The organism is Janthinobacterium sp. GW821-FHT03C10 (genome assembly GCF_059420865.1).
Window position 1 is genome coordinate 93,351 of sequence record NZ_JBWKUN010000004.1, and the last position, 13,684, is coordinate 107,034.

General features: G+C 56.9%; 12 protein-coding genes and 1 tRNA gene. 8 read left to right on the forward strand and 5 right to left on the reverse strand.

The window, feature by feature from the left end:
* Positions 1–320: 320 nt before the first annotated feature.
* Entirely contained in the window at positions 321–2,948 is a 2,628-nt protein-coding gene (locus AC07VH_RS14740) for an AAA family ATPase (protein ID WP_494788431.1), read from the reverse strand.
* A gap of 467 nt (positions 2,949–3,415) precedes the next feature.
* On the opposite strand from AC07VH_RS14740, the gene AC07VH_RS14745 reads away from it, so the two are divergent.
* A complete protein-coding gene (locus tag AC07VH_RS14745; RefSeq protein ID WP_494788430.1) occupies positions 3,416–3,727 on the forward strand; it encodes a hypothetical protein in 312 nt (103 codons plus the stop codon).
* Between the two features lie 215 nt (positions 3,728–3,942).
* Here AC07VH_RS14745 and AC07VH_RS14750 read toward each other — a convergent pair whose 3' ends face one another.
* From AC07VH_RS14750 to AC07VH_RS14760, 3 genes are all read right to left on the reverse strand, one after another.
* Entirely contained in the window at positions 3,943–5,634 is a 1,692-nt protein-coding gene (locus AC07VH_RS14750; RefSeq protein WP_494788429.1) for a site-specific integrase, read from the reverse strand.
* A gap of 89 nt (positions 5,635–5,723) precedes the next feature.
* Positions 5,724–5,797: transfer RNA gene (locus tag AC07VH_RS14755), tRNA-Pro, on the reverse strand.
* A gap of 54 nt (positions 5,798–5,851) precedes the next feature.
* Positions 5,852–7,945, reverse strand: coding sequence for an AsmA family protein (locus AC07VH_RS14760; protein ID WP_489628749.1), 2,094 nt, complete (start codon positions 7,943–7,945; stop codon positions 5,852–5,854).
* A gap of 119 nt (positions 7,946–8,064) precedes the next feature.
* Between AC07VH_RS14760 and AC07VH_RS14765 the strand changes: the two genes are divergently transcribed.
* Both AC07VH_RS14765 and arsC read left to right on the forward strand, forming a co-directional pair.
* Positions 8,065–8,433, forward strand: a complete 369-nt coding sequence (locus tag AC07VH_RS14765) for an ArsR/SmtB family transcription factor (RefSeq protein ID WP_475414408.1) — start codon at positions 8,065–8,067, stop codon at positions 8,431–8,433.
* Positions 8,430–8,852 carry an arsenate reductase (glutaredoxin) gene (arsC, locus tag AC07VH_RS14770; protein ID WP_475414407.1) on the forward strand — a complete coding sequence of 141 codons (423 nt, stop codon included), beginning with the start codon at positions 8,430–8,432 and terminating at the stop codon, positions 8,850–8,852. Before AC07VH_RS14765 ends, arsC begins: the two co-directional genes overlap by 4 nt.
* Before the next feature lie 62 nt (positions 8,853–8,914).
* On the opposite strand, the gene ispB is transcribed toward arsC, so the two are convergent.
* On the reverse strand, positions 8,915–9,904 hold the full coding sequence (ispB, locus tag AC07VH_RS14775; protein ID WP_322427377.1) for an octaprenyl diphosphate synthase: 990 nt from the start codon (positions 9,902–9,904) through the stop codon (positions 8,915–8,917).
* 304 nt (positions 9,905–10,208) lie between these two features.
* On the opposite strand from ispB, the gene rplU reads away from it, so the two are divergent.
* The 5 genes from rplU (at position 10,209) to proB (ending at position 13,639) form a co-directional block, all read left to right on the forward strand.
* Positions 10,209–10,520 carry a 50S ribosomal protein L21 gene (gene rplU, locus AC07VH_RS14780; RefSeq protein WP_034754730.1) on the forward strand — a complete coding sequence of 104 codons (312 nt, stop codon included), beginning with the start codon at positions 10,209–10,211 and terminating at the stop codon, positions 10,518–10,520.
* 53 nt (positions 10,521–10,573) lie between these two features.
* Entirely contained in the window at positions 10,574–10,846 is a 273-nt protein-coding gene (gene rpmA, locus AC07VH_RS14785; protein WP_070219281.1) for a 50S ribosomal protein L27, read from the forward strand.
* 113 nt (positions 10,847–10,959) lie between these two features.
* Positions 10,960–12,069, forward strand: coding sequence for a GTPase ObgE (gene obgE / locus AC07VH_RS14790; RefSeq protein WP_071325171.1), 1,110 nt, complete (start codon positions 10,960–10,962; stop codon positions 12,067–12,069).
* A 13-nt stretch (positions 12,070–12,082) separates the two neighbouring features.
* Positions 12,083–12,493 (forward strand): hypothetical protein, encoded by a 411-nt coding sequence (locus tag AC07VH_RS14795; protein ID WP_475414405.1) that lies wholly within the window; start codon positions 12,083–12,085, stop codon positions 12,491–12,493.
* Positions 12,494–12,520: 27 nt separating this feature from the next.
* On the forward strand, positions 12,521–13,639 hold the full coding sequence (proB, locus tag AC07VH_RS14800; RefSeq protein WP_494788428.1) for a glutamate 5-kinase: 1,119 nt from the start codon (positions 12,521–12,523) through the stop codon (positions 13,637–13,639).
* The last annotated feature ends 45 nt before the right edge of the window (positions 13,640–13,684 follow it).

A 13,684-nucleotide genomic window follows, 5' to 3' on the forward strand; every position in this document is an offset into this window, starting at 1 on the left:
ACCTAATCAGTCAAGCGGGGAGCAAGCTGGGGAACCAGCACTCGAAAACTGCCAGCGGTGGAAATGTGTGTATGTCTTCCTTCTGGAAGGGGCTTGGCGGCCCGTTGTAGTGCGCCATCGTTCTCGCTTGGCGGCGTGAACGATGACTTCTGACCTTGGTCGGTTAGATAGCGAAAAAATGTATAAATCAAATCTGTTCTTTATACTCAAGACCGGGCGACACGCTCGTTGCCCGGTCTTCCTTCTTCATTATTAAATAGCGTAGACGTACATTAGCCTTACGCCTATGGAGTAATGGTGGAAGAAGAGCCACGCTAGATTTATCCGTTGCGTAGCGCGACTAATGCTTCGTCGAGAGTGACCACGGCGTGTACGACTGTACGGACAGTCACCCTATCGAAATCGTGGTCACGCTGAGAATCATGTGTGCCGGAGTTAAGGTACCCCCACTCAATTGAATTCCCGTTTACCCCTAGTAATGCATCCAATGCAGTCACAGCCCCAGCCACATTCGGATGTTGCGCCACCATCCGATTCAGTGCGCTCCGAAGTTTTAAACATTTATTATTCAGCTCCCAAGGTGAACGTGGGCCCGGTAGCTTGAGCTCTAGGCGGCCGTCACCCCGTCGGCCTAACCAAGTCCAGAGTTGGTCTGTCAGGGATTCGATGGCTGGCCGTGAGTGCCTCAGTGCATCGCGCTTTTCATCCCCTTCTAGCGCTTCGCGGGCCAAGAGAACGTAGTTCTTAGTTGGAGGTTCCGAATCTATTCTCAGTTCATGTCCGCCTGCGCGGGGTAGGAATTTGTAACGCTTTATCTTGCCAGCCCGGACGGCCCCCAGTTCCTGCTGAATTCGAAGTAAGAACTCTTCTGAGTGCGACGTCAAAATAACTTGTTTCTTTTCTAGTTGGCCATCTTCGAAGAACGTCCGCCAAATGCCATCCCGGTGTTCATCGTCGATGGCGTTTACCACGTCATCGAAAATGACCACAGGGCATTGTTGTTCAATATTTTTGGCCACTAAAATCGCCAATCCCAAACACCGGATATGGCCCTCACTTAGGATAACGAGCGCGTTATATCTAACTCCAGGGCTGCCTGCAAATTCCAACTCAATATTCTCGTTCGCCGTGATAGGAAGCCATAGCCCAGTTAGCTTTTCACTGTCGTGGTCGCTGCGGTTAAATGCGTTGTAGAGCTCCAAGGTACTGTTGGCCAGACCTTGAATTAGTTGAGCTGGTAACAACCCCAGATAATCCTGGAGCATTGGTAGAAATTGGTCGTAAGCCTTCTTGACGCGCTCGTTCAGCGCTGTGACTGTCTTCTCTTTTTCAACCTCTGCCATGAGTTCGCTGTTTGTTTCTTCGAACTGTTTAATTACCGATTGCGCGTTCTCATACGTTACCTGTAGCGCCCCCGCCACAGTGCGAAGGCGCTCGACCGAAAGGCGGTGTTCGTCCAGCTTGTTTCGCTCAGAGATGAGCTGCTCCCGTTCAGCCAAGGCGGACCGCGCAACGGCATCTTGCTGTTCAATCAGGCACACTAGGTAAAGTAGCATGGCCCAGGAATTTTGAGCTTCATCAACCCATTTGGCGAACCATTCTCCGGCATGCCCAGCGGGAAGCGCAGGTAACTGTGCGTCTGTGAACTCGGCTTGGTGGGATGTGCGAAGGGTGGCTATAACGTCGCCCATTCCGGCCCACAGGGCTCTCGATGCCTCGGTTAGGTTTTCTTTAGTATCCGCTTCCCGCTGCTGTAGTGTGGCCAGCTCTGCGAGTTCAAGTATGCCCGCTTGAGCGCGTTCAAAAGGGTTGTACTGAACATGCATTAGGCCGGTTCCACACGCTGGGCAGGAGTCTCTGCCGTCTGCCAACGCTAGGACCGCTTCGTATAGCCTTGTGTACGAAACCTCACCGGCGCGTCTAGCAAGTGTTGCTGTTACTGCTTTCCACTCCTGCACTGCGAGCTCGAATGCAGTGCGCAATTGCGCAAGCCAATCTACGGTGAAGCCTCGAATAGGCAAAGATGGGGCATCGAGTTGTGCCTGGATTATTGGCAGTCGGCCCGGCGCCTCCTGCGTCCCCAAAAGCCACGTGCAAACTTCGGCGTAGTTTTGACCAGGGCGGACTACGTCAGCCAGTGCCGCCTCGTCTTTGCTGTGGGCTTCCAGATGTTTGGGATACGTGCTAACAGTTTGTATCGAGACAGCAAGTTGTTCTCGTGCCAAACGCAGTTGCGTCGCCTTGGGCCCTACAAGTTGTAAGTTATCGTCCAACGACTGGTTGAAGCCTCGCACGAACTCGCTGAACTGGTCGATACCAAATAGTGTAGCGATGAGTTGTCGCTGGTCTGCAGGGGTTCGCGCGCTGATTCTCGCAAAATCGTCCAGTCTATTTTTTTCGATAAAGCAGAAACGGTGCAAAGCCTCATTAACCGTAAGCTGGCTTATCTTTCCATCGCCTGCCCGCACAGTCAGCATAGGCGCCGTGTGATGGCGGAGTCGCAAATTATTGCAGTAGTTGCGATGGTCGACGCGCTTAGCTTGCGCCTCGCTAATGTGTCCCAACATCGCTGTTTCGAGGGCCTCGCAAAAGCTGCTCTTGCCGGTCCCGTTCGCACCATACACCAACGTGATGTTATTGCCGAGGTCGAAGGTCTCGGGTGCCGTAAACCCCCTGAAAGGACCTACTACAAGTTCGTGAAGCCGAGGCTTGACTACTTGAGTCTGTATGGAAAGTGGGGGCGGGACGGAGATGTCAGGGTTGGTCGTTTCCAACTCCAACAACAAGAGGGGCCCCAACCGTGTTGAGCGAGCTCGTCGTGCAGAGCCAAACTCAGCCAGGTCGTTTAGGTTTGCCTTAACGCAGTTTGCAAGACGACAGACATCAGGCTCGACTTTTTTCTGATGAAGAAATTGCAGAAATCGTGTGTACTCAGCAGTGATACTCATCGTTTTTTTGTCCGTAAGTGTTGACTTGACACCTGCTCCCGTGACGCAACACATCACCCATATGAAAAGCGATAGGCGCCATTTACTGCCGGTACTTTTAATGACTGTAACTCATCTGGCGATGTCTGTCAGGCAATAAAGGAGAAGTGTTGGAACCGAGCTGGAGAACGGACCGGATGGCCGTGACGTCCTCATCCACCGGGCATCAACCAAGTCGCTCGTTATCTGCCCCCCTGTTAATCTGCTTGATTGTTAGATATGACCTTTGCGACCCGGCAGCAACTCACACGCGACCAGCTGTAGGGCCAGCGCGAGCATACTTCTGGCTCGCGGAATTACTGGCAGGGACTGAGGGCGGCGATTGAGTCCAATTGATGTTGACGACTGCGGATTTAGTTTTCTGCAACTGTGGAGTGCTACACTGGTCGGGTAGTTGCAAGTTTTATCATTAATCGAAAGGAACCGTGATGTCATTCAAAATGAATTTGGACGGGCTGGAAAAGCTCAAGCAGGGCCTGAAGAATTTGGAAGATACGCAGAGCGTTAAGGCGGGAGAATTAATGCCGCCTAGTTTCATTGCTGCGTGTTCGGAGTTTAAGGACATTCAGGCGCTTTTTGATGCTAGTCCATTTAAGGTCGATACTCTGGAAGATTTGAAGGTAATTCCTGATGCCGAGTGGGATGTTTACATTGCGGAAAAGACCACCTACTCGTCTTGGAATGAAATGCGGCATGCTGCCGTTGCAGATTGGACTAGAGGAAAACTTAACCTAGGCTAATTGTGAAAATGCCTGCACATAAGAAAAAGCCCACGGCAGTAGGCCTTTGTGTTCATACTGCGATTACACAGATTTTCCATGCACTTGCGAAGTGTCAGCTACAGAAATTTGTATATTCCTCCTATATGGGAAGGGGATATATAGGGGGGCGACCAGATGGTTTGTTTCATTTCTTTCACCGCTGGTCGCACCCTTAGTACTTTGTTCTCGCTTCCTCATGCGACCTTAGAACCGAAGTTCACATGGATGACATTGTTCGCGGGGGGCTCGTATTGTAGATGGATAATATCCGCCATCGTGATAGAAGCACCGCCCTTAAGGCGGCGACGTCCCCGATGCGTGTCAGACTCATCCGGAGAGGAAAATGCTGCGTCCAAGCGCTGCGCCAGACTTTTAGTACAAAGATGTGCATATCGCAGCAACATGCGCACGTCCCTATGTCCTGAAAAATGTTGTAGGTCAACCAGGCTAAAACCTCCGAGTGTATTGCTTCCCACTTCGGCAACGCGCGAGATTGCCTCATGTCGTAAGTCGTGCACGCGCAAATCATTTTCTCCTGTAAGGCCCGTCACGTCGCAAATTCGCTCCCAAGCCTTTCTTAATCGGATGGCGCCGAATGGAAAGACCAGTTCGCTATCTTGGGGTAAGTCTTTTAACATGTCCACGAGGTCTTTGCGAATGGCCAGTTTTCGAGGGCGTCCATTTTTCGTCTCCGGGAGGTAGGCGGTTTGCTCAATGAGGTCAAGATTCTTCCACGTTAGGGTCAAGGTTTCTGTGCGCCTAGCACCCGTCATCAGCTGGAACTGAACGAAAGTTTCAATATATGCAATGTGCTGATAGCTCGCTTCGGCTTCCTTGATGTAGTTTTTTCTTGCTCGCTTAATAATTTTTTTGTGTCGATACAAGGTTTTCGTCTCATTTGCTTCTGTCCGCTCTATAGACATCAGTTCCTCGAGCCTTTTTGATATTGATGTTTTACGGTCTTCGTTCCGTGCGGCTTCGAGCAGCTTTGTCTCCTCGGCAAGCGTTAGTCGCCGGTCTCTTTCGTTGTAATACTTCGGCCGCTCCACTCCATCCATGGGATTTTTCTCGATATGGATGCGCCATTTATCGATTGCGGTGGTACACACAGCAGAGAAAATATCGAACTCACGGTCCACCGTCGCGGGTGAAACGACTTCGCAGCGTTCGTCGGAGTACTCTTCGAAATCGCAGGGCAACACTTGAGCAAATGGCTTGCGTAGGAACTTGGTCGCCTCACATGACTGACTCATGCGTTTTCCGAGCGGCTTACGTAACTTCATCTCAGCCACTGTTTTATGTGGGGCCGGATGTGCTGCGACGACGGCGGCAAGGTCTTGGCGTTCGAGTCCGGCATCTTCGAGCATTGCATTGATTTTGTATGCAATTACTTCGAAACCTTTATGTCGGGGTGCAGTCTCTCGGAGGTAGCGAATCAGAAGGTCTGCAAAAGTAGTCTGGTAGCCTATCGCATAGTTGGTAAAAATGCTACGGCGATGTTCGCTTTCTAACCGACTCTTGATATCTTGTGCCTCGGCGATAGACGATGCGTTCAGTGTCTGTGTCTTGCGTGAAACGCTACGGTCTCGAACAATGAATGAATTGTCGAGCCGTGATAGTCGCGGCTTAAATTTTTGAGATTCAAGACTCCGACAGTATTCTTCCGCAGCTAGTTTCGCTGTGTGTGAAAAGGCTTTCGTTAAGTCCGCCCGATTCTTGACCGTAACTTCATAGTTGGACTTGTTTTCGATGGATGCCACCTGATGTACTCCAAAGTTGAGGAGTACGGTATACGTCGGCTGAGCGAGCATGTTTTCGCCTGGATGACCGTTGGTGGCAAATACTGCTAGAGACGCCGCCATATATTTTTTTTGGGGTCGCGTCAAAAATAAATTGCCACCATTCTGCCACCATCTGCCGCATAACTGAAACAATGGTTTAAATATAAGCCATTGTTTAATATGGTATTTTTTTGTCGGGGTGAGAGGATTCGAACCTCCGGCCTCTGCGTCCCGAACGCAGCGCTCTACCAGGCTGAGCCACACCCCGCTTTCCTTCATTACAGCAGATGGCGGAACGGGTTTCAAGCGGCTGCATCAAGGTCTATTTCTTTTCCTGTTGCGCCTTGTTGATGTCCGCTTCGCTGACCTTTTTCGCCGGTGCATTTGTGGCCGGCGAAGTGGGGGCCTTGCGCGTGGCGTTCGCTTGCGCCATGACGGCGGCGCAATCCGTGTCGGGGGCCTTGTCGACGTTGACCAGCGGCAGCAGGGCGGCCAGCGGCGTGACGACGGTGGCCAGGGCCACGGCGGCGCCGGCCTTTAATGCCAGCGGGCCTTTTTGCGGGCCCACATCCGGGTTCTTGAACGTGCCTTTCGCATACAGCGGCGTGCGCAGGGTGATGATGCGGGCGCCCTTGGTGCGGGGGCGCACGTCGAGGTTCAGGGTTTCGTTTGCCAGGTTGACGTTGCCCGTGATGTTCACCACGGCCGTGTCCGTGTCGAGCACGAAGCGGCGCACGTCGGCCTGGCCATTCGTGACGGCGAAATCGCTGGCCAGGCAGTTCAGGTGGACTTGCTTGTCGCCAAAGATTTTCACGAAGACGGCGTTGGCCAGGTTCAGGCCCGCCAGTTCCAGCATGAACTGGCTGACGGAGCCTTCGCTGACGGTGGCCGCCAGTTCGCCATTCGCGCTGGCCAGCATGGCGGAAATGGAATTGCCGTGGCCCGTCAGCGCCGCATCGCCATACACTTCGCCGAAGCTCGCTTGCATCGATTGCAGCTTGGGAAACAGTTCGCGTATCTTGAGGTGGCGCGCCGCCACCTTGGCTTGCGCCGCGATGGTCTTTTGACGGCCGTCGAGCGTGATGTTCGAGGTGATGTCGCCGCCGGCCATGCCGAAGTTGAGCGGCGTCAGACTCAGCACCTTGTCCTTCATGCGGATGTTGGCGACGATGTCGTTGAGCGGGATGTCATGCGTGCGCACCAGTTTCTTGCCCGTAAATTTCACGTCGGCGTCGAGCGCATCCCATTTCGCCGTGTTGAACTGTTCCACAGGCAAGGCTTTATTATCGGGTTGCACGGGCGCCTTGCCGCGCGCCTGTTTCTTCGCATTGCTGTCGGCGCCGATGGTGGGGCCCAGGTCTTCCAGACGCAGCTGCTGCGACGTCACTTCGCCGCGCAGCAAGGGGCGGGGCTGGCGCGGCAGGTATTGCAGGGTGCCGGCCAGGTCGCTCCGGCCCACCGTGCCCTTGAAGTTCTGGTAGGTCCAGTTCCAGCTGGCACCGTCTTTCTTGCCCAGCAGGCGTCCCGTGGTCGCGTAGTCCGGCGTTTCCGGCAGCAGCAGGCCCGTCAGCGGGTACAGATCGGCCATGCTGGCGCCGGCCAGGCTCAGCTGTAAATCGATGCCGGATAGCGAGCGCGGGTCGGTCAGGGTGCCATCGATGCTGGCCTTGTTCTTGCCCAGCACGGCATGCGCCTGCACGGGATAGACCGTGTTGTTGTCGGTCAGGGACAGCACGGCGCCCGCCTTGCCGCCGCCCGTCACGGGCGCATTGCGGTAGCTGCCGCCGAGGGTAAATTCGATGCCGTATTTCTGTACGGGAGCGTTGCCTGACGCATCGCCCGGCGTGGCGTCCGGTGCCGTCGAGCTGACCTTGGCGTGCACGTCCAGGGCGATGCCTTCGTCCAGGTAGCGGATGGCGCCGTCGGCGAAGGCCATGCGCTGGATTTCCACGTCCCATGCCGAGGGACCATTGTCTTTCAGAGTCCAGCTGTTGCTGCCGTCGGCGCGCCGCTGCAGGGCGATATTGGGCGCGTCGAGCGCCAGGTCCGTCAGCACCACGCGGTGCTGCAGCAGGGGCAACGGGTGAATGGCCGCGTCGATGCGTCTGGCGCTGGCCAGTTGCGGGCCGGCCGTGGCCCAGTCCGGGTTGCTCATGCGCACGTCGTGGGCGCTGATGACAGGCCGCGGCACGTAGCGGCGCCAGCCCGGTTCCGTTTTGAGGCCCTGCTTCCATGTCACCTGCAGGTCGCCGCCGATGACGAAGCTGCGGCCCGTGCTTTCCGATACCTTCTCGTTGATGTAGGGACGGGCGCGGTTCCAGTCGAAGGTCAGCACGAAGATGGCCACGATGGCGACCAAGGCGAGCAGGGCGGCCAGGCTCCAGCCGAGGATGTTGAGCGGGGTTGAGCGTGTCATGGTAAGCCAATCGCAATGATTTTTCATTAAGGTAGACCGATAGGCCACGACGGTCGGTGCGCTGGGTTACGTAAGACATCGCGCTTGAGATTATTCAATAATTCGACTATTATTGAAGTATGGAAAATGAAAAGACAATAGCGAACGGGGCGACACCGCTGACGAGTGCCTCCGCCATCGTGGCACTGGCCGCGCTGGCGCAGGAATCGCGGCTGGCCGTGTTCCGCCTGCTGGTGCAAGCGGGGCCGCAAGGCATGGCCGCGACGAAAATCGCCGACGCGCTGGCGATCGCGCCCTCGTCCCTGTCGTTTCACCTGAAAGAACTGGCGCACGCCAATCTGGTGACGGCGAGCAAGACGGGCCGTTCCATCATCTACGCGGCCAATTATGCGGGCATGAACGGCTTGCTGGCCTTCCTGACCGAGAACTGCTGCGCCGGCGCCCCTTGCTGCGTCAGCGAACCCAATGTAAAGGACATCACGACATGACGATCACGATCTATCACAACACGGCGTGCGGCACCTCGCGCAATACCCTGGCCCTGATCCGCAACACGGGCGTGGAGCCCGTCATCATCGATTACGTCAAGCATCCGCCGACGCGTGAGGAGCTGGTCGACCTGATCACCCGCGCGGGCCTGTCCGTGCGCGCCGTCATGCGCGACAAGGGCGCCCTGTACGACGAGCTGGGCCTGGCCAATCCTGACTTGCCAGACGCGGCCCTGCTGGACGCCATGCAAGCCCATCCTATTCTGATCAACCGCCCCATCGTCGTCACGGAACTGGGCGTGCGTCTGTGCCGGCCGTCGGAAAAGGTGCTGGAGATTTTGCCGCTGCCGCAGCAAGGGGCATTTGCCAAGGAAGACGGCCAGGCCGTGGTCGGCGCCGACGGCAAGCCGGTGAAATGAGCGGGACATAAAAAAAACGGCGCCAGTAGCGCCGTTTTGTATTGCATATAAGTACAACGCGATCAGTGATTGCGGTCCACGGCAAACGAGCACAGTTGCAGCATGGATTGCTTGTAGACGCTGTCGGGCCAGCCGGCGATGGCATCGGCGGCGCGCTGGCCGGCGATTTCCGCCTGCTTGCGCGTGTAGTCGAGGGCGCCACTATTGGTGATGGCGGCCAGGATGGCATCGAAATGCTGTTCGTCGCCTTGCTCGATGCAGCTGCGCACCAGTTCACGTTGCTCCGGGGTGCCGTTTTCCATCAGCCAGATCAGCGGCATGGTTGGTTTGCCTTCGCGCAAGTCGTCGCCCACGTTCTTGCCGATTTCGGCGGCGTCGCCTGCATAGTCGAGCACGTCGTCGATCAGCTGGAAAGCCGTGCCCAGCGAGCGGCCGTATTCGGCAGCCGCTTCGATATCGTCTTCGCTGGCGCCGGCGATCAGGGCGCCCAGTTGCGCCGACGCTTCGAACAGCTTGGCCGTCTTCGAGCGGATGACGTTCAGGTAGCTTTCCTGCGTCACGTCCGGATCGTGCATGTTCAACAACTGCAGCACTTCGCCTTCGGCGATCACGTTGGTGGCGTCGGAGAGGATTTGCATGACGCGCATATTATTCAGCGACACCATCAGCTGGAACGAGCGCGAGTGCAGGAAGTCGCCCACCAGCACCGAAGCGGCATTGCCGAACAGGGCGTTGGCCGTCTGGCGTCCGCGGCGCATCGACGATTCATCGACGACGTCATCGTGCAGCAGGGTGGCGGTATGGATGAATTCGACCACGGCGGCCAGTTCATGGTGCGCCGTGCCGCGATAGGCATGGGCATTGGCCACCAGCAAAATCAGCACGGGACGGATGCGTTTGCCGCCTGCGCTGATGATGTATTCCGCGATCTGGTTGATCAGAATCACATCGGAGTGCAACTTTTGGCGGATCACCGTATTGACTGCGTCCATATCGGCGGCAATCGTTTGCACGATGGTGTTTTGGTTAACGTGTTTGTTAGCGTCAGACAAGGCGAACCTGCATTAGATTGTGGGTGCCGCGATTATACGACAAGGCTTGCGCGTGCGTGACGTTTGCCTATGGCTGTAGAGCAATTGATTGATCTTGTTGGCACTGGCGCGCGTTTTCCTGTCCGCCTGGCGCAAGCCTGACATGATGGTCAGGTTGTCGACATACCACGATCGTCAAGCTTTGTGAATAGTTTTTGACGCAATTTCTCAGTCCGTGTATAATCGCTGGTTCCCCCTGTTGTGTACGGCTTGCTTTGCGTGACAGTGGGACAAATTCTTTCAACATTTGATGAGGTTTCAAATCATGTACGCGGTCATAAAAACCGGTGGCAAACAATACAAAGTTGTCGCTGGCGAAAAACTTAAAGTAGAACAGATACCGGCAGACATTGGTTCCGAAATCACCATCGATCAAGTGCTCGCAGTAGGCGCGGGCGACAGCATCAAGTTTGGTGCTCCATTGGTCGAAGGTGCAACGGTACTGGTTACGGTTGTGGCGCATGGTCGCCATGATAAGGTCAAAATTTTCAAGATGCGTCGTCGTAAGCACTACCAAAAGCATCAAGGCCATCGCCAGAATTTTACCGAAATCCAAATCGTTTCGATCAACGGCTAATCGCCGCTGTTTGACGCAGTTTGTCTACATAATCAGCTATCAAGGAGTCTTAAATGGCACATAAAAAAGGCGGCGGCACAACGCGAAACGGCCGTGATTCAGAATCAAAACGTCTGGGCGTTAAAGTCTACGGCGGCCAAGCTATCAATGCTGGCGGCATCATCATTCGTCAACGCGGCACCCCAGTGCGCGCCGGCGAAGGCGTAGGCATGGGCAAGGACCACACGTTGTTCGCGCTGATCGCGGGCAAAGTGAAGTTCGTTGTCAAAGGTGCCGGCTCGAAGCAATTCGTGACCGTTGTACCAAACGAAGCAGTACCAGCGTAATTCATCGCGGAGCGCCAGTTCGCTCCGCAATGATCGCATGATGTAAGGCGCAAGCCTTCAATCGAAAGGCTCTGCCCAAGGTAGAGCCTTTTTAGTTTTATGGCGGCAAAATTATGAAGTTTATCGACGAAGCAAAAATCGAAGTCATCGCGGGCGATGGCGGCAACGGCTGCGCATCTTTCTGCCGTGAAAAATTCCGGCCTTTCGGCGGTCCCGATGGCGGCGATGGCGGCAAGGGCGGGTCCATCTGGGCAGTCGCCGACCGCAATATCAACACGCTCGTCGATTTCCGTTTCTCCAAAATGCACAAGGCTCGCAATGGCGAGCCTGGCCGTGGCGCAGATTGCTATGGCAAGGGCGCCGATGACATCCACCTGCGCATGCCGGTCGGCACCTTGATCATCGACAACGCGAGCGGTGAAATCCTGGCCGATCTGACCGAACACGGCCAGATCGAACTGCTGGCCAAGGGCGGCGAAGGCGGCTGGGGCAATATCCACTTCAAGTCCTCGACCAACCGCGCACCGCGCCAAAAAGGCGAGGGCAAGGAAGGCGAACGCCGCGAACTGCGCCTGGAACTGAAGGTGCTGGCCGACGTGGGCCTGCTGGGCATGCCGAACGCCGGCAAGTCGACCTTCATTTCGGCCGTCTCGAACGCGCGTCCGAAGATCGCCGATTATCCGTTTACCACCCTGCACCCGAACCTGGGCGTGGTGCGCGTGTCGCACGAGAAGAGCTTTGTGATCGCCGATATTCCCGGCTTGATCGAAGGCGCTTCCGAAGGCGCGGGCCTGGGCCATCAATTCCTGCGCCACTTGCAGCGCACGGGTCTGCTGTTGCACATCGTCGACCTGGCGCCGTTCGAAACCAACGTCGATCCTGTCAAGGAAGCCAAGGCGCTGGTCAAGGAGCTGAAAAAGTACGACGAGTCGCTGGTCGACAAGCCGCGCTGGCTGGTGTTGAACAAGCTCGACATGGTGCCGGAAGAAGAGCGCAAGAAGATCGTCAAGGACTTCCTCAAGCGTTTCGCCTGGAAAGGTCCTGTTTTCGAGATTTCCGCGCTGAACCATCAGGGTTGCCCGGAACTGGTCAATGCCATCTACCAGCATCTGGAAGAGAAGAAACACAGCGAAAGCCGTGCCGAAGAAACGCAGATGACCGAAGAAGCACGCGGTATCTCGTCGATCGACCCGGATGATCCGCGTTTCAAGATCCTCGACTAAGCGCCTTACCCTGATGTCGGTACAGACGGTCGCTGCCGCGTCCGCACGCAAGCAAGCGTGGCAGCGCCGGGTATTGCATCTGATCGCGTATGCTTACGGGCTGAGCGCGGTCGCCTGTCTGCTGTTCGCCGATGAAATGGCGGCCGGCATGGGCATCTTCCTCAATGGCGTCGATGGCTACAGCCAGTTCTACGCTTCCCATGTCGGTGTCTGGGGCGCTACCGCGCTCCTGGCGCTGTTCGCGGCACGGCAGGGCGAACCGCCTGTCCTCGGCGATATCACTGCAATGTTGGTCCTGGCGCAGCCCGCCGGCCGTTTGTTTGCGGCCATCAGCTTCGGCTTGCCCCAGGGTTTTGTGTTGTTCATGTGCGCAATGGAGCTGACGGCGGGGCTGGCCTTGCTGCTGCTGCGTCCTGCGCGCTGACGTCTATTAAGTGAAGAGCGCCGCCCCATGGATTCCGTGATTCAAAAAGCTACCCGCATCATCATCAAAGTCGGCTCCTCGCTGGTCACCAACGATGGCCGCGGACTCGACCATGCCGCCATCGCCCGCTGGGCCGCGCAGATTTCCGGCTTGCGCGCCCTCGGCAAGGAAGTCGTGCTGGTGAGTTCCGGCGCCATCGCCGAAGGCATGCTGCGCCTCGGTTTCGAGCAGCGCCCCACCGATATCCACGAATTGCAGGCTTGCGCCGCCGTGGGCCAGATGGGCCTGGCGCAAATCTATGAAAGCAGCTTCCGCGCCCACAGCCTCGGCACGGCGCAAGTGCTGCTCACGCATGCCGACCTGGCCGACCGCGAACGCTACCTGAACGCCCGCTCCACCCTGACGACCCTGCTGCGCCTGGGCGTAGTGCCCATCATCAATGAAAACGACACGGTCGTCACCGATGAAATCAAGTTCGGCGACAACGATACCCTGGGCGCCCTGGTGGCCAACCTGATCGAGGCCGATGCGCTTGTCATCCTGACGGACCAGCACGGCCTGTTCTCGGCCGACCCGCGCAAGGACCCGAGTGCCTACCTGATCACGCAAGGCATCGCCGGCGATCCGGCCCTGGAAGCGATGGCGGGCGGCGCGGGCTCCAGCCTGGGGCGCGGCGGCATGCTGACGAAAATCCTCGCCGCCAAGCGCGCCGCCAAGTCCGGCGCCCACACCATCATCGCCTGGGGCCGCGACAGCGACGTGCTCAGCCGCCTCGCCCAGGGTGAAGCGATCGGCACGCAGTTGCGTGCACAAACGGGCCAATTGACGGCGCGTAAGCAGTGGATGGCCGATCATCTGCATACGGCCGGCGCCGTCGTGCTGGACGCGGGCGCCGTGCAAAAGCTGCGCCAGGAAGGCAAATCCTTGCTGCCGATCGGCGTGACGGGCGTGAACGGCGAATTTGGCCGCGGCGCCGTCATCACCTGCGTCGACGCGGATGGCGTGCCCGTGGCGCGCGGCCTGTCGAACTACACGAGCGGCGAAGCGCGCCGCATTATGCGCAAGCCGTCCACCGAGATCGAGTCCATCCTCGGCTACATGGAAGGCCATGAGCTGATCCACCGCGACAATATGGTCTTGCTGTAGGTCGGATTAGCGCGTCGCGCGTAATCCGACGCCACCACTCCATCG

What these genes read in the sequence shown, in the direction of transcription:
- obgE (WP_071325171.1), top strand. Translation starts at nt 10,960, where the DNA reads ATGAAGTTTATCGACGAAGCAAAAATCGAAGTCATCGCGGGCGATGGC.
- AC07VH_RS14760 (WP_489628749.1), bottom strand. Translation starts at nt 7,945, where the DNA reads ATGACACGCTCAACCCCGCTCAACATCCTCGGCTGGAGCCTGGCCGCC.
- AC07VH_RS14745 (WP_494788430.1), top strand. Translation starts at nt 3,416, where the DNA reads ATGTCATTCAAAATGAATTTGGACGGGCTGGAAAAGCTCAAGCAGGGC.
- AC07VH_RS14740 (WP_494788431.1), bottom strand. Translation starts at nt 2,948, where the DNA reads ATGAGTATCACTGCTGAGTACACACGATTTCTGCAATTTCTTCATCAG.
- arsC (WP_475414407.1), top strand. Translation starts at nt 8,430, where the DNA reads ATGACGATCACGATCTATCACAACACGGCGTGCGGCACCTCGCGCAAT.
- proB (WP_494788428.1), top strand. Translation starts at nt 12,521, where the DNA reads ATGGATTCCGTGATTCAAAAAGCTACCCGCATCATCATCAAAGTCGGC.
- rpmA (WP_070219281.1), top strand. Translation starts at nt 10,574, where the DNA reads ATGGCACATAAAAAAGGCGGCGGCACAACGCGAAACGGCCGTGATTCA.
- AC07VH_RS14765 (WP_475414408.1), top strand. Translation starts at nt 8,065, where the DNA reads ATGGAAAATGAAAAGACAATAGCGAACGGGGCGACACCGCTGACGAGT.
- rplU (WP_034754730.1), top strand. Translation starts at nt 10,209, where the DNA reads ATGTACGCGGTCATAAAAACCGGTGGCAAACAATACAAAGTTGTCGCT.
- AC07VH_RS14795 (WP_475414405.1), top strand. Translation starts at nt 12,083, where the DNA reads ATGTCGGTACAGACGGTCGCTGCCGCGTCCGCACGCAAGCAAGCGTGG.